The sequence below is a fragment of the Acinetobacter sp. PW68 genome, from assembly GCF_020982655.1.
GTDB classification, from domain to species: Bacteria; Pseudomonadota; Gammaproteobacteria; order Pseudomonadales; family Moraxellaceae; genus Acinetobacter; species Acinetobacter towneri_A.
Map to the genome: position 1 here is coordinate 2,060,364 of NZ_JAHZSX010000001.1, position 23,964 is coordinate 2,084,327.

Genomic DNA, 23,964 nt, shown 5'->3' on the forward strand with positions numbered 1-23,964 from the left:
AATTCGAGATACGCGATGGACTTTAATGATTTATTGAATTTAATGATTCAGCAACAAGCATCAGACTTGTTTATTACAGCCGATGTTGAACCTTCCATGAAAATTCATGGACAAATTGTACCTGTGGCAAAAAGTAAGCTCTCAGGTGAAATTGTCGGTCAGCTGCTTAACTCAATTATGAGTGAAAAACAGCGCAAGGAATTTGCCGAAACCCGTGAGTGTAACTTTGCGATCACCAACCGCGAAAAAACAGCACGTTTTCGTGTCAGCGCATTCCAGCAACGTGATGAGCCGGGCATGGTACTGCGTCGGATTGAAACCAAAATTCCGGCCATGGATGACTTGAAACTGCCACCTATTCTCAAAGATTTGGCGATGACCAAACGTGGCATCATCATTTTTGTAGGCGCAACGGGTACAGGTAAATCGACTTCTTTGGCATCTATTATTGGTTACCGCAACCAAAACTCTAAAGGTCATATCATCACCATTGAAGACCCGATTGAATTTGTGCATGAACATGCGGGCTGTATTATTACCCAACGTGAAGTCGGGATTGATACCGATTCCTTTGAAATCGCATTAAAAAACACCTTACGACAAGCGCCTGATGTGATTCTAATTGGTGAGATTCGTTCCCGCGAAACCATGGATTATGCCATTGCCTTTGCAGAAACGGGGCATTTGGTATTTGCCACCCTGCACGCCAACAATGCTAACCAAGCCATTGACCGTATTATTCACTTCTTTGAGGCAGACCGTCATAACCAGTTGTTCATGGATTTATCACTAAACCTGAAAGCAATTGTGGCGCAGCAGTTAATCCCAACTATTGATGGCAACTCACGACGAGCTGCGATTGAAATTTTAATTAACTCACCATTAGTTGCAGATTTAATCCGTAAAGGTGATGTGCATGAAATTAAAGACCTAATGAAGCGTTCACGTGAATTAGGTATGCAAACCTTTGACCAAGCTTTATACGACCTCTATAAAGCCAAGCAAATTAGTTATAAAGATGCGCTCAAACACGCCGACTCGCCAAACGATTTGCGTCTACAAATCAAACTTGCCGAAGAAGGCGGCGAGCGATTGTTACATGCAACCTCGAATATTACTTTCGATGGGCAATAACAACGCTTAAACACAAAAAAATAGGCTTGCATACGCAAGCCTATTTTTTATACGTTTAGTAAATTATTTTTTGCGTAATGCTTCACGACATTCTGGCGCATCACAATAACCATATAAATTCAGCGAGTGACCTGTAAGCTCAAAACCAAATTTTTCTGCCACATCATGCTGTTCTTTTTCAATGGTATCATTAATAAATTCAACCACTTTGCTACAGTTTAAGCAAACGAGATGATCGTGGTGATCTTCCTGCATAATTTCAAACACAGAATGATTGTTCTCAAAATTATGACGCTCAATAATGCCCGCTGCTTCAAACTGTGTTAACACACGATACACAGTTGCTAAACCCACATCTTCACCCTGATCGAGTAAAGTTTTGTAGATTTCTTCTGCACTTAAATGATGTTGTTTTGAATTTTCTAATAATTCTAAGATTTTAATTCGTGGAAGGGTCACTTTAAGTCCAGCTTTGCGTAATTCTTGGTTTGAAATAGGCATGAAAAAGGTCTCTCAACAAAATTAAAGTTGGAATATGCAACAAAGTTAAGATGCAGTATGATCTAACACTGAATCAAGATCAAATGCATCATAATTAATTTGGGATAGTGTAGCAAAATGCAAAAAATCATGTTGACGTTATTGGTCACTTCACTGCTCGCAGGCTGTTCGACCTTGGGCGTTTATAAAGTCGATATTCCACAGGGTACACCTTTAACCCAAGCTCAAGCGTCTAAAGTCCAAGTCGGTATGAGTCATCAGCAAGTTCGCTTTTTGCTGGGCAGTCCAACCATTGCCGATCCGATGAATCCGCTACGGTGGGACTACATTTACAACTATATCCCAGGAACTTATGCTAAAAAAGCCAAGATCCCTGCCGCGCATGGTCAGCATTTGAAAATCTTTTTCAATCAAAATGGTATAGTAGAAAAAGTTGAAGGCTTGGAAACGATTCCAGAATCTCAACCTGGTCTACCAGGATCGAAAGAAGCGATTCTCAACGCGCCTCCACTATAGCCGCTTTAGAATAAAAAGAAACCCCTCACTGAAATTCATCTGAGGGGTCTTGAAATCATTTCAATTGTCTCAAGCGATTGCTTTTGGCATAACGTCCCACAGGGTTCTTTGCGGCACGGTTACGACGAATATCTTTCGGATTAATGGTTAAAGCACGATAAATCTCAACCCGATCACCTGCTTGAAGTACATGCTGCGGCTCAACTCGTACACCAAAAATACCCACCATCAACGGTTCAGATAAAGTCGTTGCTGTTGCAATTCCACTTTGCTGAATTGCATCCAAAACGGTCATGCCCTGCTGAAATGCAACAGTCATATGCCATTGTTGTTCGGGTGTGGCATAGGCCACCCAAACCTGTGCCATTTGACTCATCCGAACCACTGTCCAATTAATGCCACTATTGCAACTACGATAGATACAGGCAACACCACACGTACCGCAATACGCCAAATGTTATAAAACGCCTCACTACTAAAGTTCATGGCTTTACGCAGATGACTGATTTTCATAATCCAGCCTGCAAAAATAGCGTAAATCAAACAAATGACTAAGCCCCAAAGCAACAAGGCAAAATTAAATACTGGACTCATGGCAGGAATTGCCCAAACCAAAGTTGCTGCAATCAATACAATCCACTGAATCGCAACCGCCATTTGACGTTGTGCTAATTGTTCACGTGCCAATTGCAATAAAACCGCTGCTGCTGCAACAGTTGCCACCACCAGAGCAAGTGCTGGAATTTGTACCTGTACGGCAAAGAATGCAAAAGCAAAGACGGCCAATAGCTGAGCAATCCAAATTGGCAATACCGTTGCGGTTGCTGCAGATTGTTGCTGTGCTTGCTGCAAGCTAGTTTGCCAGTACAAGCCCATACCTAAACCACTGGCCACCAAAGCCAAAACAGTTGCACTCCCCCATTCGCTAAACTCAATTGAAGTGACTTGCCATGCAGGAAGTTCTGAACCCATCACCATCGATAAAACCAAAGCCGCCACAACAGCAACAGTGGTACATAGCAATAAAATTTGACGCGGCACTAATGACAATGCCAGTGCTAAAACAGCCACAATCACAAACAAGACATGACTAGCCAAGTCCGCAGCGGCATATTGATTTAAAATTTGCGCAGCATTAGACAACAAACCGCCTGCTAAAAATGGAATGAACACCACTGCAAGCCAGCCCACCAAACGCCATTTTTGAGAGGCATCGGCATCACGAGTTAAACTTGAAAGTGCTTGTAATGCTGTCGTTTTTGAGCGTTTGGCTAAGGCAATTTCCAAATAAGTGATCGGTAATGCCAAAATCAGCATGGTTGCTAACCACAATAACCAAAAGTCGAGCTGACGCTCAACCTGAATACCTGTCATCGGTGCGAGTGTAGCAATAATAATGAATGATAAACCAAATGCCATCAGCGGCGATAACCATCGTGACATAGCATTGTCCTGCATGACGCTGTCCTAATAAAAATCTATGGCTATTTTGCCTTTGTCATCAAGGAAAAGCAAAACCTCAAAAAGAAAAAAGCAAACTGTCTGAGAGGTTGCTAACACTCCATCTATTGATGATAGTGTCAGCAACTCCTCTAGTTTGCTGCGCGAATTTATAATTTTTATTCTTTCATTTTTTATGGCTTCAGACTTATGAGAAGAAACGTGCGAACCAGCCTTTACCTTTCTTCTTCTCATTTTCTTTAATAATGCCCATCATATTCTCTTTCACAGCCCCTACATAATCGGCGTCATCGTGTTGAATATGATTAATTAACCATTTTGATAGGACTTCATGCAATTCGCTTTCAATGGATTGCCCCATTTCGAAACGATCACGATAAGACTCAATTTTTTTAATAAATAAATCATGCACCCGTTTATGCGGTACGCGGTATTTATAACCAGCTTCTTCTTGTAAAGATTCTTCAAAGGTAAAATGCGACTGAGTGTAATCAATAATATTATCTAAAATCTGCTTTACACGTGCTCGATCACTGGCATCGCTAATTTCAACAATTTCATTAATGTAATCGAGGATACGTCTATGCTGATCGTCAATCACATCGATACCAGTGTTGTATTCTGGAACCCATTTCATCTTCATACGACCACCTTACAGAAATAAATGAATAATCACACTGTAAATGGTAGACGTATTTACCTTAAATAAAAATGAAGTGAATTGGTAGGGATTGACTAAAAACACAAAAAACCAACTCAACATATTGATTTAAATTAATTTAAACCAAAATAGTCTACCAAAAGACTAAGTTATTATTTAACCAACTTATACATTTTTATTCTTGTTTTATTTGAAATATACGACAATAAAACGGATATTTTTTAATCATGTATACCCGTATAAATTAATATTGATCTGCTTTGGTCATCCGTCTTAGTTCAGGATTTAAACGCTCTCGTTCCAATCGCGCAATATGTGTCATTTGGCTTTTAATTGGGCGTCCATGTTGAAATAAAATCATTTCACCTGGTTGAAATGCAGTCCATGTTTCATTTTGAGTCAAAGGTTCGGTGGTAATCACTGCCACACAATCCTCTGCTGTGGTGACTTGGCTAAAATCGACCTCAACATCTAAATCAATTAATTGTGCAGGTTGAAATGGATAAGCGCGTACCAACCAATGTAATTTGGTCACTGCATAACTAAATAATGCCTGACCATTAGATAAACAAAAATTAAAGGTGCCATGTTCTGCTATTGTAGGAGATATTTCGACTAATAGATCAAAAACTTGTGTCAGGCTAGGTTCATCATAACCAAAACGATTTACCAATTGATCTAACAAATAACAAAATGCTCGTTCACTGTCGGTATTACCCACAGGGGTAAAACGACCTGATAAATGTGGATGAAAGTCATGTAAATCACCATTATGGGCAAAAATCCACTCGCGTCCCCACAACTCACGACTAAACGGATGCGAATTTTCTAAATTAATTTTGCCTTGTGTCGCTTTACGAATATGGGCAATCACATTGCGCGATTTGATGGGATAGTTGCGGATCAATTCTGCAATGGGTGATTCTACTGCAGATTGGTTATCAACAAATAAACGGCAAGCTTTATCTTCAAAAAAAGCAATGCCAAAGCCATCAGAATGGTCTGAGGTGATTCCTGCGCGCTGCGAAAATCCCCGAAATGAAAAGGTAATATCGGTAGGTGTCGCACAATTCATTCCAAGCAACTGACACATAAGGCCTTATCTTTATACAAATAATGAAATTATCTGATTATTGTGCATCAGCCATGTACATAATTCAAATCTGAAAAATATAAATAGATTTCTACATCACCATTCTATAAATATGCAGTGCTGTAGAAATCTCTTTTTCATCACGATGTTATGATGCTTTTACTTTCTTTTGGCGAATAAAATGCTTTGCCATCTGTTTCACATCTAACAAAACAAAATAGTCCAAACAGTTAAAATCACGATCGTAAAATGCTTGTTCAGACAACTTGGCATTCATTTTCAGATAAACATCAAACAATTTAGGAATTCGTTCATCTTGGCTAAAACTGTGACTCGGGCAACTAGGCTCAAACGGCTGCTGTGACTGAATATCGCAGCGCTGATTTTCAGCCAATTGTTGAATCACTTGATGAGTATGATAAGCCCGCGCTTCATTGCCTTCTAAACGAATACTGACACAGCCAATCAGGTGTTTGGCACGCATTTCCCATAACACTTTAGGTACTAAATTTAGCCATAAAATAGAGAGTGTTTTCCCTGAACGATAATATGGATGCACACAAGTACGCCCCATTTCGACAATATTCGAGAGATGGCCTAACTCATCTATAATTTTGAACTCGTGCGCGCTATAACTATTCGCAAGCTCATGCCCTTGCCAAAGTTTTAAACGGGTATAGGCAACAATTTCGCCCGTAGATTTATCTCTAAGTACGGCGTGTTCACAGCCAAAATCGTACAAGTCCTGATCTAAACCCGATTCAAATTCAATGCCAAATTGCTTGGAAAATTGTTTTGCACGAAAACGCTGAACTTCTTGTAGTTGCTTTAAATTTTCAACCCATTCAAATGCATATTGTGTGGCTTTACTATTTTTTTTCTGAGCTTTACCCACTTTCACCATAGGAAAGCTAAACTGCTGACGATACTGATTCAATTTTTGTAGCATCATAGATACCTCATGTTTTCTCCTACACTAGGACAGCGACATGACACTATGATGACTGCGGTGTCACTGACTAAAACTTTAAGATTTCAGGATCGCGATAAAGCGATTTCAAGGATGCTGAATCAAAAAATTTAAGTTTTGTGCTCAAAGTCTTATACAAAAAAAGAGCTTCAATTGAGAAGCTCTTTTAGGGATCATTTTCTAAAGTTTCATTTACGCACTTGGACACGGTTGGTAATTAAAGTTCCCACACCATGATCAGTAAAGATTTCCAATAAAGTAGCATGTGGCACACGACCATCGACAATATGTGCGCTGATTACACCGCCTTTAACGGCATCCAAAGCACAACCCACTTTTGGAATCATACCACCGTAAATCACGCCTGTATCAATTAAACGATCCACTTCCTGAGTGGTCAAACCGGTTAACAGTTTTTTATTTTCGTCTAATACACCCGAAATATTGGTCAGCAAAATTAACTTTTCAGCCCCCAATGCTTCAGCAACTTTACCTGCGACTAAATCGGCATTAATGTTATAGGTATTGCCTGCATCATCGACACCCAAAGGTGCAATCACTGGAATAAAGTCACTGCTAGTAAACATTTCCAACACATCGGTTTTGACACCCACCACTTCACCCACCAAGCCAAGATCAATCTGTTGTACTTCGCCTGTTTCAGTGGTTTTTTGCATCAATAATTTCTGTGCGCGAATCAAGTTACCATCTTTACCCGTCAAACCAATGGCACGACCGCCATGTTGGTTAATTAAATTGACGATAGATTTATTGACGCTTCCGCCCAAAACCATCTCTACAACTTCCATGGTCGCAGGATCGGTGACACGCATACCATCAATACGGTCAGACTCACGTCCCAATTGCTTGAGCATAGAATCCACTTGTGGGCCACCACCATGAACCACAATTGGGTTTAAGCCCACGGTTTTTAACAACACAATATCACGAGCAAAAGAACTTTCTAGCTCAGGATCGGTCATGGCATTGCCACCATATTTCACAACAAGGGTCTTGCCCGCAAAACGTTGAATATACGGCAAAGCTTCGGTCAAAATTTGCGCTTTGTCGATACCAGTCTGTTGATGTGGCATTCGCCTCTCCTTATTGAGCATCTAAAATGTCTTGGGCGATTTCAGGATATCGCTCACTTAACATGGAAACAAATGTATCGCGAATATCATTCAGTCGTGATGGATTATCGGCATCAAAACGCACCGTAAAATATTCGCCTGTATTAGATGCTCGAATAATGCCAAATCCATCTTCAAAATCAAGTCTTACACCATCTATTTTACTTAATTCTGCCCCACTGCGATGGCTATAACTTTCAACATCATTTAAAACCATACTCGGTTCAATATTACGTGTGCTGATATAAGTGTCTTCGGTGCAGCAACGCTCAGGGTATTTCTGCATCAGTGCTGAAAGGCCACTGTATGAACTATGGCTTAAATATTCCAGCACGCGCAGCGCTGCGTAAATACCATCGTCATAACCAAAACCACGTCCATCATTAAATACATAATGTCCTGCATATTCGCCACCGAATACAGCTTTGCCTTGCGACTGCGCCAAATAACGACGTAAGAAGGTGCTACCTGTACGAATCATCACTGGTTCGCCACCCAAATCACGTACGGTATTGCGTACCATGGTGGAACATTTTACATCAAATACCACTTGATGCTGAGGATGGGTTTTTAAGCACATTTCTGCAAATAAGGACAACAAGCGATCTGCAGAAAGTACATTTGCACGTTCATCCAACAAGACGACACGATCACCATCGCCATCTAAAGCAATGCCAATGTCTGCCTGATGTTCACGCACCGCATTTTTTAAATGCTGTAAGTGTTTTTCTTGAGATGGATCGGGTGCATGCTCTGGAAAATGACCATTGGCTTCGCAGCGTAAAGCAATTACCTCGCAACCCATCTTTTGCAATACCAGAGCAGCACAATGCCCAGCCGAGCCATACATCCCATCCAACACAACTTTATAAGTGCGTGCCAGATGAAGGTCTTGCAATATCGCATTTTGATATTGCTGACACGCATCTTCAATAAATTCATGAGAGATATTGTCAGCTTGTTGTAATTCAAGGAATGTTGCTACATCGGTATTTAAATAATATGGTGCTGCATCGTGTGCCACTTGTTGAATCATTTCAGGGCTTGGCGGTTCGCCCTGTACTATCCATTTAATGCCGTTGTCTGATTTTGGATTATGACTGGCCGTAAGCATAATGCCATTGCCTGCCGTAAGTCGTGCCATAAAATACAACATGGGGCTGGAACAACAACCCACCATCTTTACTTGAAATTGATGGGCAAGAAAGACCTGGCGTACAATTTCAGCATAAGCAGGACTATTTAAACGCGCATCATAACCAATACTAATTTGAGTTTGCTTTTCTTGTTGATATTGTTGCACCAATCCTTGTGCAATCGCGTTTATCAATTTCACAGTCAGCACAGTTTCTTTGCCACGTATGTCGTAAGCGCGAAAAATATGCTGTGGAAAAAGTGTTTGTGGATTGTTCATAGGCTTACAACTACAAAGATGAGCCAACATAAAGTGAATAAATCTTGGCTCGAGATATTTTGAAAATTCTAATTAGATTTTTTAATAGATGTGCAATGGTCTCATCAGAGCTAGTGATTTACTTGTCATTATTAGTACATCTTTCGTTACTTTTCAAGAATTGTTGGTAAAGTTTCAGGTAAAACCTTACCAAACGATTTAGGCTAAAACCTCAGTAAACTCAGTTTTTACCCGTATGCCCAAAACCACCTGCACCGCGTTCAGTGGCCACAAATTCATCCACCTGTTCAAACTCAGCCTGCACCACAGGTACCAAAACGTATTGCGCTAAACGCTCACCAGGTTCTAGACTAAATGCAGTTTGGCTACGGTTCCAAACCGAAACCATCAACTCACCCTGATAATCTGAATCAATCAAACCCACCAAGTTACCTAACACGATGCCATGTTTGTGACCCAAGCCTGAACGCGGCAAAATCATGCCTGCAAAACCTGTATCTTGAATATAAATCGCTAAACCTGTTTTGACCAATACAGTTTGACCTGGCTCAATCACGGTGCTGCTGTCTACACAAGCACGTAAGTCCAAACCTGCCGAACCTGCGGTTGCATAAGTTGGCATTGGCCATTCTGTGCCTAAACGTGAATCTAAGACTTTAACTTGAACTTTCATGAAGTTTATCCTGCTTTTAAATTTTCAATGTGCTTTCGATTTTCGATGTGCCATTTGATGCTGTACTTGCATCAACACCCCCTGTGTTTTTCAGCGCTTAATCAGGGCACGTAAATTTTCCAAATAATGCTGTGCCTGTAATTTCGGATCGACATCACCGGCTAACTTTTTCTTACGTCCGAGCCATTCCAATTCATCTTGTGGTAATTCATCCAAAAAACGACTTGGGGTCATTTGTTTCATTTGCCCGCCCGCTTTGCGCTGTTCTGCCAAAGTAATGGTTAAGCCCTGACGTGCACGAGTAATCCCCACGTACATCAAACGGCGTTCTTCCTCGACAGTATCTGCCACAATCGAGTTTTTATGCGGTAAAAGCTCTTCTTCCAAACCAATCAAATACACGTACGGAAATTCCAAGCCTTTGGACGCATGCAGGGTGAGTAAATTGACTTTATCAGTGTCTTCTTCTTCCTGTTGCTGTTCGAGCATATCGAGCAGCACCATTTTACGAATCACGCTTTCAATATTCTTTTCATCGACATCTTCAGCACGGTTAATCAAACTTTGGATGCTGCTATATAGAACTTCGATATTATCCAGCTTGGTTTTTTCCTGCGCAGGGGTAGCTGCTTGCTCTTTAATGTAGTCGATATAACCTGCTTCGAGCATCATTTGACGGATGATTGGCACAGGCTCATCATCTTCCAATAAATTACGAGTAAAATTACCAATAAAATCTGCAAACTCTGCCAACTGCGTCGTGGCTTTTTTCGGAATTGCCATCGTCAGGCGTTGATCACCTGCAGCAGCCAATAATGACAAATGGTTTTCCTGTGCAAACAGCCCTAGTTTTTCCAAAGTCACAGGGCCAATCGCACGTTTAGGCGTGTTAATAATGCGTAAGAATGCGCTGTCATCTTCAGGGTTAATAATCAAACGCAAATAACTCATGATGTCTTTGATTTCAGCACGCGCGAAGAATGACTGACCACCCGAAAGCTTGTACGGAATTTGCATTTGGCGTAATTGGGTTTCCAAAATGCGCGCCTGAAAGTTACCACGATACAAAATCGCATAATCTTTCCAGCTTTTACCGTTCATTAACTTATGGGTGAGTAAGTCTTTCACCACGCGTTCTGATTCATCATCATCGTTTCGGCAAGTGATCACCCGAATCACTTCACCATGACCTTTATCTGACCAGAGTTTTTTATCAAAAATATGTGGATTATTACCAATAACAGTGTTGGCTGCTTTTAAAATACGACTAGTCGAGCGATAGTTTTGCTCAAGTTTAATCACTTTTAAATTTGGAAAATCGTCTTTCAGTAAGGCCATATTTTCAGGCTTCGCACCGCGCCACGCGTAAATCGATTGGTCGTCATCACCTACCGCAGTAAACTGCCCCATCACACCTACAAGTAATTTCACCAAGATATATTGTGCGGTATTGGTATCCTGATACTCATCGACCAATAAATAACGAACACGGTTTTGCCACTTGTCACGCACTTCGGCATTTTCTTGCAAAAGCCGTGTCGGCATTACAATTAAATCATCAAAATCTACCGCGTTATAGGCACGTAAATTACGTTCATAAAGTTGATATAAATGTGCAAATTGGATGTCTTCTGGCGTTTCGCAGGTGGTATGCGCCTGCTCTGGTGCAATCAGATCATTTTTCCAGTCTGAAATCATCTTCATGGCTTTGGCAATCAATTCTTTGCTTTCTGCACCCGACAAATTATCGCGGTGCATTAAGTCCATCAGAATACGTTTGCAGTCATCGGCATCTAAAATAGAGAAGTTGGCTTTTAACGGCGTGTGTTTTAATTCAAAACGTAATAAGTTCAGACCAAAGGTGTGGAAAGTCGAAACCGATAATCCTTTAGCTTCTTCTCGTGACAACAATTTGGTCACACGCTCTTTCATTTCTCGTGCTGCTTTATTGGTAAAAGTCATCGCTGTAATACGATGCGCAGGAATCCCGCAATGCTTAACCAAATAGGCAATTTTTCGGGTAATCACCGAAGTTTTACCTGAACCCGCCCCTGCAAGCACTAACAAGGGTCCTTGAGTGTATTTCATCGCTTCAAGTTGCTTGTCGTTTAACTGACTTGCCAGTGACATAGTATTTCCTCTATTTCGGTTCGAGCTTGATTATAGTCATCTCAGCCTAAGATGACTAATCTAAAATGCTGCTTTCAACGTCATTGTCTATTTGCTGAGTATGCAATTAGACAACACTAAATTTTTGACATGAAAAAACCGCCCGAAGGCGGTTCTTTACAGTTTATACAATGCCAGATTATTGGATCGCATAAATGCTGATTTCTACACGACGGTTTTGCTCACGACCTTCTGCAGTAGCATTCGATGCGATTGGGTTTGCAGCACCGTGACCTTGTGCATTAATACGTGAAGTTGATACACCACGGCTAGCCAAGTAGTTTGCAACCGATTGTGCACGTGCTTGTGACAATGGAATGTTGATTGCGTCGTTACCAGTGCTGTCAGTATAACCTGTTACCAAAATACCGCTCTTGTTATCTTGGGTTAGCGTTTGCGCTACTTTGTCCAATGTAGAATAGAAGTTTGGTTTGATGTTTGATTTGTTCGTATCAAACGTGATGTTACCCGGCATGATCAAGCCAACAGAACCATCGGCATTACGGTTTACTTCTACGCCTGTACCAGCCATTTGTTGACGAAGTTGTTTTTCTTTATTGTCAAGATAAACACCCGCAGCAGTACCCACTACAGCACCAATCGCTGCAGCACGGTTGTTTTGTGCACTTGTGTTTGCGTTACTTTTAGAGACCCCATAACCTGCAGCAGCACCAATTACTGTACCTAACGCTGTTTTGTCATATTCCATACCACCAAGGTTGTTACCAGTCGATTGACAACCTGTTAATACCATTGCCCCTACAACTGCTGTCGATATTACTAATGCACGCATGGCATGCCTCCTTACTTGTGTTTTGTTGTACAGGCTGAATATTGAATGAAAAAATACACTTAGACCATTGATTTTTTGTTAATAAAAAAACTTTTACTTACAAATATACATGATCATGTACAAATCTGGGTATAACTTCATCACAATTTCTACACACTTTCACTTCTACACTTTTTTATTTTAAAAACAACATTTATAGTGGAGTAATCTACAAATACGTGACGCATTGGACGATTTATCTTCAGGATTGATTTATATGTCATCGCAAGCAAAAAAACAGCCTTTATTAAAAAAAATCACAAAAGGACTCACTGTGGGTACAGTCATTACTGGCAGTACATTTTTTCACGGCCCTCCTGTGTTGGCTTTAGGCTTAACCAAACTCTTCAAGCAGTCAAGTAAGGTCGATGAAGCCAATATTCAAATTACCAACAGTTGGCTCAGTGTAAATAACTGGCTGATTGATCATGTGTTACCCAATACCCAATGGGATATCAGCATTGATGAAAATTTGCAGCTGAGCATGCAAGGTCGTTATCTGATGACCTGTAACCATCAAAGTTGGGTCGATACCACAGTAAATCAATATTTTGGTTTAACCCGCATGCCTTTGACCCGCTTTTTTACCAAGTGGGAGCTGATCTTTATTCCCTTTGTGGGGCAGGCCTTTAAAATTTTAGGCTTCCCAATGATGAAGCGTCACAGCAAAGCACAAATTGAAAAAAAACCAGCACTGAAAGATCGTGATATGCAAGAGGCACGTAAAGCCTGCCAACAATTATTAAGTCAGCCCTTTACCTTGCTAAATTATTTAGAAGGCACTCGCTTTACTAAAGAAAAACATGATCAACAACAATCGCCTTATCAACATTTATTAAAGCCAAAAGCTGGCGGTTTAGCGTTGGCATTAAATATTTTGGGCGATCAAATTGATGCCTTGGTGGATATGACCATTGTTTACCCAGATGGCGTGCCAGGCTATAGCGAGTTCTGGCTCGGAGAAGTTCCTCGCATTGCGGTAAATTTACGAAAAATCAACATTCCAGACTGGGTCTTGGGTGGTAATTACGAAGATGATGCTGAATACCGTGAGCGTTTCCAGCAATGGGTGCATGAATTATGGTTGGAAAAAGATCAGCTGATTGAATCCATGCAACAAAAATTTGCTGCCCCAACGGTCTAACCCAATCAGGTGAACCATGAAAAAGTCTGAAGAGCCTGTAATCAAATCCTCATTCCATACCCTACGTAAAGATTCATGGGGTTGGAAAATTGCCTTAATTTATGACTTGTTTTTGATGGGTTTAATCATCTTTAACTTGTTCTGTTTAAGTGCCAATGCCATTTTAATGAGTGATTTTGGTGAATGGCTGTTCGACTTTATTCGCCTGCCTGAAATCTTACAGTTTTATCGGGGCGAGTTACGTCCTTGGGTGATTATCACTGAAGGCTGGTTTACCACTTTTTTAATTGTAGAGTTGGGCGTGCGTTGGGGTATTGCAATCATTTTCAAACATCATCAACGTTGGTGGTTTTTCCCGTTTATTCACTGGTATGAAATTCTTGCGATCATTCCGCAATTGCGTTTTTTACGTTTATTACGTGCCATCGCGATTGGTTACAACCTGCATAGTCACGGTTATAAAGTCATCCCAAATAGTTGGTATAAACGTGGCAACTTCTATTACAGCTTATTGATGGAAGAACTGAGTAGCCGAGTGGTACTGACTGTGCTGAATGGCGTACAGCGTGAACTGACCACCAGCACCACACACAAACAGTTTATTGATGATTTGGTCGAGCGGCATCGTCAGTTACTGGCCATTGCACTGGCGGATATTCTGCAAGAATCCTTGGGTAAAGAGTTGCAAGCCCAACGCCACCAAATTGCAAAAAATGTAGGGCTGGTAGTCAATCAAGCCATTGAAGATACGCCTGAGCTGACTCAGCTTCTGCGTCTGATTCCATTGGTTGGTGGTCGTATTGAACAGCAAATTCAAAGTATTGGTCAGCGACTAGGCGAAAACATCACCCAAGGCTTGATTGAACCTTTTGCACAACCGAACGCACAGTCCAGCAACCCGACGTATCAAATGATTGCCGAAAAAATTAGTCAGATAGAAGTTGAACATAATCAGCATATTGATAAATTAGTAGAGTCAGCAGTATTTGAAAGTTTGGAAGCCATTCGCAAACAAGTAAAAGTCAAACAATGGCAACAAATTTTAGATGAAGGACAACAACAGAATATTTCATGAGTGCGTTTTAACATTTTTACGATTGGGATAAATATTTTTAGTCATGCAACTAGAGAATTCACCCAATTTGTTCTAGGATTTGCTCTATTTATAATATGACTTCGACAACCAGCAGAGTCAGAAGTGTTAAGGAATTATTATGGCTGACATACGGATAAAAGGCAGATTGGTCAATGCGATTCGCATTAGCTTAGACACCAATGATCATGATGCGATCCGCCAGCAACTAAGCCCAATGTTGCAAAAATCATTTCCACCAGGTGTTTTGGTGGTTATTGAAAGTTCAGTCGAACAGGAACTGATTGCACTGATTCAATTACTCATTAGTTTAGAGGCACAGCCAATTGCGGTGACCGAAGGACTATTGGGCGATCAGGCACGTGCCATTCAATTTCCTGTGATTCCACAAGACCGCCCACTTCAGGAAGTGAAAGCGACCAAAGAACAAGTGGTGGAAGTTAAACCTGAGCCTGCCGCAGAACAACAGGCTGAAAATCAAGTCGCTGAAACGGCACCTGCAGTGGCACATATTACGTCGTATCACGATGAAATTTTGCGTACAGGCCAATGTCTGGTACAGCATCAGGGCGACATCATTTTAACCGCAGGCATTAACAGCGGTTCAGAAGTGATTGCTTCAGGAAATATACATATTTATGGTAGTGTACGTGGTAGAGTCATTGCCGGCGCGGGCGGGAATATTGCAGCACGAATTTTCTGCCATTCCCTAGAAGCAGAATTGGTATCTATTGCAGGCACATATTGCGTTGCGGACGACATTCCACAGCATGTGACCAAAAAACCTGTGCATATTTACTTAAATGATAACCAAGAGCTTGTATTTGAAGCTCTACAATTTTAATGTATAAATAATCACCAAAAATCCCCGAGAAAATATAGGGGAATTTAAACCATAACAGGAGTGGATTCGGTGGCGAAAATTGTTGTCGTAACATCAGGCAAAGGTGGCGTAGGTAAAACCACTACAAGTGCATCTTTTGCAACAGGTTTAGCCCTACGTGGTCACAAAACTGTTGTTATCGATTTTGACGTGGGTTTACGTAACCTTGACTTAATTATGGGTTGTGAACGTCGCGTTGTTTATGATTTTGTGAATGTTTTAAATAATGAAGCGCGTTTACAACAAGCATTAATTCGCGATAAAGATATTGAAAACCTTTATATTCTTCCAGCCTCACAAACCCGTGATAAAGATGCCCTGACCGATGAAGGCGTGGCACGTATTATGGATGAGCTTGCACAAGAGTTTGATTACATTATTTGTGACTCACCTGCTGGGATTGAGCGCGGCGCTATTTTAGCGATGTATCATGCCGATGAAGCGATTATTGTGACTAACCCTGAAATTTCTTCAGTACGTGACTCTGACCGTATTATTGGTATGCTAGACAGCAAAACTAAAAAAGTAGAACAAAACGAAGGCCGTATCCGTAAGCACCTGTGTATTACACGTTACAACCCAGAACGTGCCGATAAACAAGAAATGCTGACGATTGATGACATTTCTAAAGATATTTTACGTGTACCTACTTTAGGCGTAATTCCTGAATGTAAGAGCGTACTTCAAGCATCAAACGAAGGTAAACCTGTCATTCTGTATAGCGATGCTGCTGCAGGTCAGGCTTATGATGACTTGGTTGCACGATTCTTAGGTGAAGAACGTCCGTTTCGCCATATTGAAGCGAAACCTAAGGGCTGGTTAGCACGATTATTTGGAGCGTAGACATGGCAGGATTTTGGAGCAAATTATTTAGCGGTGAAGATAAGCCATCTAGCGCACAAACAGCAAAAGATCGCTTAAAAGTGATTGTTGCTTCTGAACAAGGTCTTGGTAAACGCTTAAGCCAAGAAAAAATTGATCAGATGAAGAAAGAAATCATGCAAGTGGTGAACCGCTACGTGCGTGGGGTAGATGAACAACACATTCAAATGTCAGTACGTTCAGAAGCCAATATTGAAATGCTAGAAATGAATATCAATTTGCCTGAAGAGCGATAATCTGAATACTGATTAGTCAAGCAAATTGAATCAGGGCAAAATAACACAAGTTATTTTGCCCTATTTTTTCAAAAGAATATAAAGGAGATTGCTATGGCATTATCTCAACCTGCAACCTTTAACGAAGCATGGTCGGATGAACGTGTGTTTGCTTACTTAAATCAGTTACCACCTGCAGGTGTGAATGCAGATTTTCACGTACTCTATCACGCATTTAAACACATGCGTCCAAGCGACTATGAACGTCTATTGACACAATTTGTTGCCGATGGTCGTGATGTGAATGCCACCAATCCTGAAGGTCAACGTATTCACGATGTGATTGCTGAATTTCCACGTCAAAAAGATGGTTTTTTAGCAGTTTTAGCCAAGTTTGCTTAAACTGTTTAAATACAATCTCTGGCTAAACTCAGCCAAAGCGCTTGAATTAAAAAAATCCCACAATATTGAATTGCGGGATTTTTTTATTACAGTACTTGATTCAAGATCAAACAGAAAATGAAGCTTTACACTAAAATTTCACGTTTCCCATTTGCACCCTGCTCGCTCACAATACCTTGCTCTTGCATCTGATCAACAATACGCGCTGCACGGTTATAGCCCAAGCTGAATTTCCGCTGTAAAGATGAGGTCGATACTTTACGTGTTTCTAGCACAAACGCCACACACTGATCATATAGCACATCACGGTCTGGACTGCCCTCACCATCTTCAAAACCACGTGAAGACGGTTCTTCATCAAATGGTGTCAAGATTTCATCAACATAGTCAGGATCACCACGCTCACGCCATGCATCACAAATACGGTTGACTTCATCATCCGAAATAAATGCACCATGTACACGTTCTGGTTCAATTTTACCTGGCCCTAAAAACAGCATGTCACCATGACCGAGCAGATCTTCTGCGCCACCTGCATCCAAAATAGTTCGTGAGTCAATTTTTGAGTTTACACGTAAAGCCACACGAGTTGGAATGTTGGCTTTAATTAGACCAGTGATCACATCTACCGATGGACGCTGAGTTGCCAAAAGTAAGTGAATCCCTGCTGCACGTGATTTTTGTGCTAAACGGGTAATCATTTCTTCCGCTTTCTTTCCTACTTGCATAATCATGTCGGCAAACTCATCTGCCACAATGACAATAGATGGCAATGGCGTTAAGCGCGGTGCACGTTCCTGCGTTGCAGAATCGCCAGGTTTCCAAGTTGGATCAATTAAATCTTCACCATTGGCAATAGATTCTTCAACCTTACGGTTATAGTCGCTTAATTTACGAATTTTTAGGAAAGACATCAGCTTATAGCGACGTTCCATTTCATTGACACACCAATTTAAAGCACTGACCGCATCTTTCATGTCAGTCACCACAGGCGTCAACAAATGTGGAATGTCATTATAGTTAGCGAGCTCCAGTTGTTTCGGGTCAATCAAAATTAAACGCAATTGATCAGGCTTATATTTCAGCAACATCGACAAAATCATCGAGTTCACTGCTACCGATTTACCAGAACCCGTCGTCCCCGCCACCAGCATGTGCGGTGCTTTGCCCAATTCAGTAATCACGGGATTGCCTGAAATATCTTTCCCCATCGCCATAGATAAAATGCCGTTTGGATCTTCAAAAGCAGGCGTTTGTAATAACTCAATCAAACGTACCATTTCACGGGAACTATTCGGTACCTCAATACCAATATACGGCTTGCCCGGAATCACTTCGACCACACGTACCGATGCCATTGACATTGAACGCGCTAAGTCACGGGAAATATTGGTCACTTTCGACGCTTTGACCCCGGGTGCCAAATCCAGCTCAAAACGGGTCACAACAGGGCCAGGCTGTGCTTCAACCACTTTGGCTTTGACATTAAATTCCTGTAATTTAATTTCCAGCAATTCCGACAAGCGCGATAATTGTTCTGCAGTGAAGTTCACTTTTTTGTTTGGATCGACTTTATCGAGCAAATCCAAACCTGGAAGCGGAGAAAGATCACGACGTTTTTCTGCAACCTGCATGGCGCGGGACATCGGACGACCATGTGCATCGGTCAAGGGCGCATCAAAATCAAAGTCATCTTCGTCTAGTGGTTTGCCTGCGGTTTCCTGCCAAGCTTCGATAAATGCTTCTTTGGATAACGCCACTTTTTCTGCTTGTTCAGCCTGTGTAGCAGTCGCTGCGTTTGCCATCACTGCGGCAGTGGCTGCCGTCTGAATAGGTGCCTGAACAAAAGCAGAACTTTGTGCATAGCTACTGGTACTACGCGCTACAGGCGCTTGATCTTGAAATGCATCTTGCTGTAACTCATCACCCAAAAGATCATCCACCAACAAGTCATCTAAACTGTCTAAATCATGCTGCAAATGACGTTCTTGGCGTACAGCCTGATTTTGCGTATTCGAAGCATTTGAAGATGGCGGATTAAAATCTGACTCAAATCTGCTGAGTTCATCGTTAAAATCGTGAATTGCAGGATTCGAGTGCGGACGCACTGTTTCTTGCTGGGTCGCAGGCTCATCTAAAGCATCCATTCCCGCATGGTTTTGGAATGGGCTATGTAAATCACTTGCAGCTTTGCCTTGTGGAACTGCCGCGAGCAATTCATCAAAAATTTGGTCATCATCCCAATCCAATGATAATTTTGCAGTGGATTGAGACGCCGCAGATACAGGACGCACTTCATCAAAAGGCTTTGATTGCAGATGTGGCTCTGGTTCTTCAGAAGCACGTAATAAAGCATGAATGTCTTGGTTATGCTGACTGTCGGTATTTTCTTTTAAAGCGCGCCACACTTCGCCTGTCGCAACAATACGCTGGCTGTCTTGTTCTAAGCGATGCGCCTTTTCGATGGTTTTTTCTAATTCAACATCATCAATTTCATCTTGCACCAATAACTGTTGCTGCGCCTGCTGTTCTTCTTCTTCACGTTGCAGCATGTGATTAAACATACGCTCTGCTGCAGGATGTGGCGTAGCTACTTCAGATTGTTTCACCTGTGCAACCACGGGTTCACTCGGTTCTAAATCGGTTGACGCCACTTCAGCAGCAACCACAGGTGCAGCAGCGACAACGGTCTTTTTCACCTGTGGTGCGGAACGGTCAAAGTCAGATTCTGCTTCAGGCACATTGCGGTAAAACAAGTCTTGCATATAAGCAGGTGTGGCTTTTAAAGTTGCCCAGGTTCTGTTCCATTTCACCCCAAATGCGAGGGTAAATAAGAAAATCCAAAAGACGACTAAAAAAAGTGTTGCCCCATAAATGGTTAAAATTTGCGATAAACTTTTCCCAAGTTCAAAACCAATGATGCCACCTGAGGCGTTGTCTAACGTATCGGCAGGCACTTGCCAAAACAAATACAGCAAACTTGCAGTGGCCAATAAAATGAAGAATTGTGCAGCATAACGAAATGGACGGTTTAAAAAACTACGTGGCCACCAGACTTGTAAGGCTTCAATAAAAAAATAAGCAGGAAGAAGCAGACTCGCCCAACCTAAAAAGCCAAACAATAAATCAGCAATCCACGCACCTGCGATTCCACTCGCATTTGAAACCTGTTGGGTGTCACTGGAAATATGCATCCAACCTGGGTCAAATGGAGTATAGGTTACTGTTGCAAGGAACAGATATATTCCAAAAGAGACCAAAAATAATGTCGCTATTAAGCGATGTGCATAAGCACCCGACACCGCAGTCATATATTGTCCTGTCGCCAATTCTTCATCAATGTTTTTTGTTTGTTCGATGGTCTTAAAAAGCCACCTGATTCGGAGCATCTGTATTTCATTTAGCTGTGTCATTTAAGTTGCATTTCACGATGCAAGCTTCATCACACAGCAAGCTATAAATTATAACAGACCTTCTATTATGCATGTGTTGCCTAGAAAAAGATGCAAGATTATTGAAGTGTGTTGTTAACTTTTTCTATATAGCTCAAATCGATTTACATGATCAGTAATATCAACTTTAATCACACAGCAAACTCATCCTGTTTCACGTATAATTCCATAAATTTCTAAATAAAAAAAGGATGCTGTGCATGAGCGCTCGTCACTCACGTTTAATTATTTTAGGTTCAGGCCCTGCAGGTTATAGTGCCGCAGTCTATGCCGCACGTGCCAACTTAAAACCGACCTTAATTGCAGGCTTACAATTGGGTGGTCAGCTCACTACGACCACAGAAGTTGATAACTGGCCAGGCGATCCTGAAGGTTTAACAGGCCCAGCGCTAATGGAGCGTATGCAAGCGCATGCAGAGCGTTTTGGCACAGAAATCGTGTATGACCATATCAATGAAGTGAACCTGAATGTGCGCCCATTTGTACTCAAAGGCGATATGGAAGAATTTACCTGTGATGCTTTAATCATTTGCACAGGTGCGACTGCACAATATTTAGGTTTAGAATCTGAAGCAGCATTTATGGGTCAAGGCGTAAGTGCTTGTGCTACCTGTGATGGTTTCTTCTACAAAAACCAAAAAGTGATGGTCGTTGGTGGTGGTAACACGGCTGTTGAAGAAGCATTATACCTGTCTAACATTGCATCACACGTGACATTGGTGCATCGTCGTGATTCACTTCGATCTGAAAAAATCTTGCAAGATCATTTATTTGCCAAAGAAAAAGAAGGCAAAATCAGTATTCTTTGGAATAACCAAGTTGATGAAGTCTTGGGCGACAACACAGGCGTAACTTCAGTACGTTTAAAATCAACCACTGATGGCTCTACTCAAGATGTTGATGTGTCTGGCTTATTCATTGCAATTGGTCACAAACCAAATACAGGCATGTTTGAAGGTCAATTAAACTTGCGTGATGGTTATATCCAAGTACAAAGCGGCACTGCAGGCAATGCGACACAAACTTCTGTGGCTGGCGTATTTGCTGCGGGTGATGTAGCCGATTCCATTTATCGCCAAGCGATTACTTCTGCAGGTTCAGGCTGTATGGCAGCACTGGATGCAGAAAAATATTTAGATGCACTTGGTGAATAATTTAGTGTCCAAGTTTAAAGACCGCTCTCCTTGAGCGGTTTTTTTATCACGACATTTTTAGGTATGATGAAATCAAGTTCATCGTAAAACTTCATACGGCAATTGATATGCACACGCTCCCGGCTTCACAATTCATTTTCCCCGATCCCATTGAAGTTGATCCTGAGGGTGAAGGCTTGATTTGTGTAGGTGCAGACCTTTCCCCTTCAACCTTATATGAAGCCTATACACATGGCTTATTTCCATGGTTTTCAGAAGGTGATCCTATTTGTTGGTGGAGTCCTGAGCCACGTTGCGTAATTATTCCGCAACATTATCAGCCGAGTAAGTCTTTAATCCGCAACATGAAAAAAATAGATTATCGCATTACTATTAATCATGCCTTTGAACAAGTGATTCGCAATTGTGCCTTGCCCCGTAGCTACGCCAATGAAACTTGGATTTCTGAAGAGATCATTCAAGGTTATTGTCAGCTTTTTGCAGCAGGTTATGGCTATAGTGTAGAAGTTTGGGAGCAAGATCTTTTGGTCGGTGGTTTATATGGTGTGAGTATTGGCAAAAGCTGTTTTGGCGAGTCTATGTTTAGCCAGCGTACCGATGTCTCCAAAATGGCTTTTTATAGTTTGATGCTGCTCGGACAAGAACAACAATTGCCTTGGATTGACTGCCAATTGGTCAATGACCATTTAATTAGTCTCGGAGCATGTACACTTTCTCGCCAAGACTATCTTATATCGTTACAAGATGTTGTAAAACAGCCTGCGATCAATTGGAAAAAATTTCAGGACAGTGTATTTTCAAGTAAAACAATAGCGCAGTATGCGCGCCTACTTGAATGAGAATAACAGAGAGGGATCTTGAAAATGAATTCATATCACCCAAAATCCCTGCTAAATGATTTGCAGTATTACATTACTCCGCCGCACGATTGCAGCTATTTACCTGAAAAATCTGCGCGAATGGTTTTTTTAGACCCTGCACATAAAATTGATGTGCTGACCTTGTCTGAACTTTCTCGGGTCGGTTTTCGTCGCAGTGGCGATTTTGTTTATCGCCCAGAATGTCATTTGTGCCGTCAATGCCTTTCTTCGCGTATTCCTGTCGCTGAATTTAAAATGAACAGCACCCAAAAGAAAGCTTGGAAACGCAATCATGATTTACAGATCAAAATCACCAAGCCGCAAGATGCGGGCGATTTACATTATGCGCTGTATGAACGCTATATAAATGAACGACATGCCGATGGCGATATGTTCCCTGCCAGTCGTGACCAATTTGAAAAATTCCTCATCCACAGTTGTACCAACAGCTTCTTTTTAGAAGTTTGGCAAGCTGATCGCTTAATTGCAGTATCGACCTGTGATTATTTAGATGATGGTATTTCTGCGGTCTATACCTTTTTTGATCCAGACGAAAGTCGTCGCTCACTCGGAACATTTGCAGTATTAAAACAAATTGAACAGGCACAGCATTTGGAGTTGCAATATGTTTACTTAGGCTATTGGGTGCCTCATTCCAACAAAATGAACTACAAATCGCAATATGTGCCCCTTGAGCTACTTCTCGATGGTCAATGGCGACGCATTAACCGCAGCCTAAATACCGATGAGGTGCAGCAGTTGGGAAACTCCTTAATGACCACTCTGCCCTTAGGTTGGAATAACTCCATCATCAAATAAACTGAATTCACACAAGACCAGTTTTTACCTTCATCTGATTTACTTAAACAAACTGGCAAAATCATCACTACAAGATTTCACCATAATAATGGCATGCTCGCGTGTCCCATCCGTTTTAGGATAATAATTTTTACGTAAATCAATTTGATGAAAACCTGACTTTTCATACAGGGCTATCGCAGCTAAATTACTTTCACGCACTTCTAAAAAAATCTGCACAGGTTGATTCTTCAATCCCGCAATAGAATGTTCTAGCAGTTGATAACCTAAACCTTTGCCTTGCTGGCTTGGGTGTACCGCCATCAACAACAAATTTGCTTCATCCAACACAGGTTGTAAAATACAAAAACCCACCACTTTCCCTGCGTGTTCAATCACGGTACTGTGATAACTGTCCACCGCTTCGGCAAATTGTTTGGTACTCCACGGATGACTTTGTACCAAATTTTCAATCGCAACCACATCAGCGACATCATGGGTCTGCATTAAACGAATCATAAGAA

The 23,964-nt window shown here is 41.4% G+C and carries 24 protein-coding genes; 11 read left to right on the top strand and 13 right to left on the bottom strand.

The genetic code is table 11. The features are described 5' to 3' along the window. The first annotated feature begins 15 nt into the window (after positions 1-15). A complete protein-coding gene (locus tag K1T76_RS09805) occupies positions 16-1,134 on the top strand; it encodes a PilT/PilU family type 4a pilus ATPase (RefSeq protein WP_230245234.1) in 1,119 nt (372 codons plus the stop codon). 63 nt (positions 1,135-1,197) lie between these two features. Here K1T76_RS09805 and fur read toward each other — a convergent pair whose 3' ends face one another. Then, positions 1,198-1,635 carry a ferric iron uptake transcriptional regulator gene (gene fur, locus K1T76_RS09810; RefSeq protein ID WP_019838290.1) on the bottom strand — a complete coding sequence of 146 codons (438 nt, stop codon included), beginning with the start codon at positions 1,633-1,635 and terminating at the stop codon, positions 1,198-1,200. Positions 1,636-1,752: 117 nt separating this feature from the next. Between fur and K1T76_RS09815 the strand changes: the two genes are divergently transcribed. After that, positions 1,753-2,151 carry an outer membrane protein assembly factor BamE gene (locus tag K1T76_RS09815; RefSeq protein ID WP_004975323.1) on the top strand — a complete coding sequence of 133 codons (399 nt, stop codon included), beginning with the start codon at positions 1,753-1,755 and terminating at the stop codon, positions 2,149-2,151. 55 nt (positions 2,152-2,206) lie between these two features. On the opposite strand, the gene K1T76_RS09820 is transcribed toward K1T76_RS09815, so the two are convergent. From K1T76_RS09820 to K1T76_RS09865, 10 genes are all read right to left on the bottom strand, one after another. Further along, positions 2,207-2,527 carry an RnfH family protein gene (locus K1T76_RS09820; RefSeq protein WP_070154276.1) on the bottom strand — a complete coding sequence of 107 codons (321 nt, stop codon included), beginning with the start codon at positions 2,525-2,527 and terminating at the stop codon, positions 2,207-2,209. Beyond that, positions 2,524-3,609: a hypothetical protein gene (locus K1T76_RS09825; protein ID WP_230245235.1), complete on the bottom strand. Its 1,086-nt coding sequence runs from the start codon at positions 3,607-3,609 to the stop codon at positions 2,524-2,526. Before K1T76_RS09825 ends, K1T76_RS09820 begins: the two co-directional genes overlap by 4 nt. 190 nt (positions 3,610-3,799) lie before the next feature. Continuing rightward, the gene (locus K1T76_RS09830) at positions 3,800-4,255 is read right to left on the bottom strand and encodes a bacteriohemerythrin (RefSeq protein WP_026438250.1); all 456 of its coding nucleotides are present in this window, start codon (positions 4,253-4,255) and stop codon (positions 3,800-3,802) included. A gap of 262 nt (positions 4,256-4,517) precedes the next feature. Continuing rightward, on the bottom strand, positions 4,518-5,366 hold the full coding sequence (locus tag K1T76_RS09835; RefSeq protein ID WP_070154279.1) for a class II glutamine amidotransferase: 849 nt from the start codon (positions 5,364-5,366) through the stop codon (positions 4,518-4,520). A 148-nt stretch (positions 5,367-5,514) separates the two neighbouring features. After that, positions 5,515-6,315, bottom strand: coding sequence for a GNAT family N-acetyltransferase (locus K1T76_RS09840; protein WP_070154347.1), 801 nt, complete (start codon positions 6,313-6,315; stop codon positions 5,515-5,517). A gap of 209 nt (positions 6,316-6,524) precedes the next feature. Then, the gene (gene argB / locus K1T76_RS09845; RefSeq protein ID WP_230245236.1) at positions 6,525-7,430 is read right to left on the bottom strand and encodes an acetylglutamate kinase; all 906 of its coding nucleotides are present in this window, start codon (positions 7,428-7,430) and stop codon (positions 6,525-6,527) included. Positions 7,431-7,440: 10 nt separating this feature from the next. Continuing rightward, on the bottom strand, positions 7,441-8,883 hold the full coding sequence (locus K1T76_RS09850; protein ID WP_019838283.1) for a phosphomannomutase/phosphoglucomutase: 1,443 nt from the start codon (positions 8,881-8,883) through the stop codon (positions 7,441-7,443). 220 nt (positions 8,884-9,103) lie between these two features. Next, positions 9,104-9,556 (bottom strand): dUTP diphosphatase, encoded by a 453-nt coding sequence (gene dut, locus K1T76_RS09855; protein WP_019838282.1) that lies wholly within the window; start codon positions 9,554-9,556, stop codon positions 9,104-9,106. A 90-nt stretch (positions 9,557-9,646) separates the two neighbouring features. Next, entirely contained in the window at positions 9,647-11,686 is a 2,040-nt protein-coding gene (locus tag K1T76_RS09860) for a UvrD-helicase domain-containing protein (RefSeq protein ID WP_019838281.1), read from the bottom strand. A gap of 178 nt (positions 11,687-11,864) precedes the next feature. Then, complete coding sequence (locus K1T76_RS09865; protein WP_019838280.1) at positions 11,865-12,518, bottom strand: OmpA family protein; 654 nt, start codon at positions 12,516-12,518, stop codon at positions 11,865-11,867. Positions 12,519-12,774: 256 nt separating this feature from the next. Here K1T76_RS09865 and K1T76_RS09870 point away from each other — a divergent pair, with 256 nt between their 5' ends. From K1T76_RS09870 to K1T76_RS09895, 6 genes are all read left to right on the top strand, one after another. Beyond that, positions 12,775-13,701, top strand: coding sequence for an acyltransferase (locus tag K1T76_RS09870; protein ID WP_230245237.1), 927 nt, complete (start codon positions 12,775-12,777; stop codon positions 13,699-13,701). Between the two features lie 16 nt (positions 13,702-13,717). Next, positions 13,718-14,776 carry a hypothetical protein gene (locus K1T76_RS09875; protein WP_019838278.1) on the top strand — a complete coding sequence of 353 codons (1,059 nt, stop codon included), beginning with the start codon at positions 13,718-13,720 and terminating at the stop codon, positions 14,774-14,776. Positions 14,777-14,915: 139 nt separating this feature from the next. Then, a complete protein-coding gene (gene minC / locus K1T76_RS09880) occupies positions 14,916-15,638 on the top strand; it encodes a septum site-determining protein MinC (protein WP_019838277.1) in 723 nt (240 codons plus the stop codon). A 69-nt stretch (positions 15,639-15,707) separates the two neighbouring features. Then, positions 15,708-16,520, top strand: a complete 813-nt coding sequence (minD, locus tag K1T76_RS09885) for a septum site-determining protein MinD (protein ID WP_004975294.1) — start codon at positions 15,708-15,710, stop codon at positions 16,518-16,520. Between the two features lie 2 nt (positions 16,521-16,522). Beyond that, positions 16,523-16,795, top strand: a complete 273-nt coding sequence (gene minE / locus K1T76_RS09890) for a cell division topological specificity factor MinE (RefSeq protein ID WP_004975292.1) — start codon at positions 16,523-16,525, stop codon at positions 16,793-16,795. 93 nt (positions 16,796-16,888) lie between these two features. Next, a complete protein-coding gene (locus K1T76_RS09895) occupies positions 16,889-17,176 on the top strand; it encodes a PA4642 family protein (RefSeq protein WP_004975291.1) in 288 nt (95 codons plus the stop codon). A gap of 125 nt (positions 17,177-17,301) precedes the next feature. On the opposite strand, the gene K1T76_RS09900 is transcribed toward K1T76_RS09895, so the two are convergent. Then, positions 17,302-20,487, bottom strand: coding sequence for a DNA translocase FtsK (locus tag K1T76_RS09900; protein WP_230245650.1), 3,186 nt, complete (start codon positions 20,485-20,487; stop codon positions 17,302-17,304). Between the two features lie 341 nt (positions 20,488-20,828). Between K1T76_RS09900 and trxB the strand changes: the two genes are divergently transcribed. The 3 genes from trxB (at position 20,829) to K1T76_RS09915 (ending at position 23,461) form a co-directional block, all read left to right on the top strand. After that, the gene (gene trxB / locus K1T76_RS09905; RefSeq protein WP_070154293.1) at positions 20,829-21,782 is read left to right on the top strand and encodes a thioredoxin-disulfide reductase; all 954 of its coding nucleotides are present in this window, start codon (positions 20,829-20,831) and stop codon (positions 21,780-21,782) included. Between the two features lie 107 nt (positions 21,783-21,889). Then, positions 21,890-22,621, top strand: a complete 732-nt coding sequence (gene aat, locus K1T76_RS09910; RefSeq protein WP_230245242.1) for a leucyl/phenylalanyl-tRNA--protein transferase — start codon at positions 21,890-21,892, stop codon at positions 22,619-22,621. A gap of 24 nt (positions 22,622-22,645) precedes the next feature. Further along, positions 22,646-23,461 (top strand): arginyltransferase, encoded by an 816-nt coding sequence (locus tag K1T76_RS09915; RefSeq protein ID WP_230245247.1) that lies wholly within the window; start codon positions 22,646-22,648, stop codon positions 23,459-23,461. 39 nt (positions 23,462-23,500) lie between these two features. Here K1T76_RS09915 and rimI read toward each other — a convergent pair whose 3' ends face one another. Continuing rightward, positions 23,501-23,959, bottom strand: a complete 459-nt coding sequence (rimI, locus tag K1T76_RS09920) for a ribosomal protein S18-alanine N-acetyltransferase (RefSeq protein ID WP_230245249.1) — start codon at positions 23,957-23,959, stop codon at positions 23,501-23,503. Between the last annotated feature and the right edge of the window lie 5 nt (positions 23,960-23,964).

Coding starts and splice junctions, on each gene's coding strand:
- fur (WP_019838290.1), bottom strand. CDS start 1,635: ATGCCTATTTCAAACCAAGAATTACGCAAAGCTGGACTTAAAGTGACC.
- K1T76_RS09835 (WP_070154279.1), bottom strand. CDS start 5,366: ATGTGTCAGTTGCTTGGAATGAATTGTGCGACACCTACCGATATTACC.
- K1T76_RS09895 (WP_004975291.1), top strand. CDS start 16,889: ATGGCATTATCTCAACCTGCAACCTTTAACGAAGCATGGTCGGATGAA.
- K1T76_RS09870 (WP_230245237.1), top strand. CDS start 12,775: ATGTCATCGCAAGCAAAAAAACAGCCTTTATTAAAAAAAATCACAAAA.
- K1T76_RS09860 (WP_019838281.1), bottom strand. CDS start 11,686: ATGTCACTGGCAAGTCAGTTAAACGACAAGCAACTTGAAGCGATGAAA.
- rimI (WP_230245249.1), bottom strand. CDS start 23,959: ATGATTCGTTTAATGCAGACCCATGATGTCGCTGATGTGGTTGCGATT.
- K1T76_RS09825 (WP_230245235.1), bottom strand. CDS start 3,609: ATGCAGGACAATGCTATGTCACGATGGTTATCGCCGCTGATGGCATTT.
- minC (WP_019838277.1), top strand. CDS start 14,916: ATGGCTGACATACGGATAAAAGGCAGATTGGTCAATGCGATTCGCATT.
- aat (WP_230245242.1), top strand. CDS start 21,890: ATGCACACGCTCCCGGCTTCACAATTCATTTTCCCCGATCCCATTGAA.
- trxB (WP_070154293.1), top strand. CDS start 20,829: ATGAGCGCTCGTCACTCACGTTTAATTATTTTAGGTTCAGGCCCTGCA.
- K1T76_RS09805 (WP_230245234.1), top strand. CDS start 16: ATGGACTTTAATGATTTATTGAATTTAATGATTCAGCAACAAGCATCA.
- K1T76_RS09875 (WP_019838278.1), top strand. CDS start 13,718: ATGAAAAAGTCTGAAGAGCCTGTAATCAAATCCTCATTCCATACCCTA.
- K1T76_RS09840 (WP_070154347.1), bottom strand. CDS start 6,315: ATGCTACAAAAATTGAATCAGTATCGTCAGCAGTTTAGCTTTCCTATG.
- dut (WP_019838282.1), bottom strand. CDS start 9,556: ATGAAAGTTCAAGTTAAAGTCTTAGATTCACGTTTAGGCACAGAATGG.
- K1T76_RS09815 (WP_004975323.1), top strand. CDS start 1,753: ATGCAAAAAATCATGTTGACGTTATTGGTCACTTCACTGCTCGCAGGC.
- K1T76_RS09850 (WP_019838283.1), bottom strand. CDS start 8,883: ATGAACAATCCACAAACACTTTTTCCACAGCATATTTTTCGCGCTTAC.
- argB (WP_230245236.1), bottom strand. CDS start 7,430: ATGCCACATCAACAGACTGGTATCGACAAAGCGCAAATTTTGACCGAA.
- K1T76_RS09865 (WP_019838280.1), bottom strand. CDS start 12,518: ATGCGTGCATTAGTAATATCGACAGCAGTTGTAGGGGCAATGGTATTA.
- K1T76_RS09900 (WP_230245650.1), bottom strand. CDS start 20,487: ATGACTGCGGTGTCGGGTGCTTATGCACATCGCTTAATAGCGACATTA.
- K1T76_RS09830 (WP_026438250.1), bottom strand. CDS start 4,255: ATGAAGATGAAATGGGTTCCAGAATACAACACTGGTATCGATGTGATT.
- K1T76_RS09820 (WP_070154276.1), bottom strand. CDS start 2,527: ATGAGTCAAATGGCACAGGTTTGGGTGGCCTATGCCACACCCGAACAA.
- K1T76_RS09915 (WP_230245247.1), top strand. CDS start 22,646: ATGAATTCATATCACCCAAAATCCCTGCTAAATGATTTGCAGTATTAC.
- minE (WP_004975292.1), top strand. CDS start 16,523: ATGGCAGGATTTTGGAGCAAATTATTTAGCGGTGAAGATAAGCCATCT.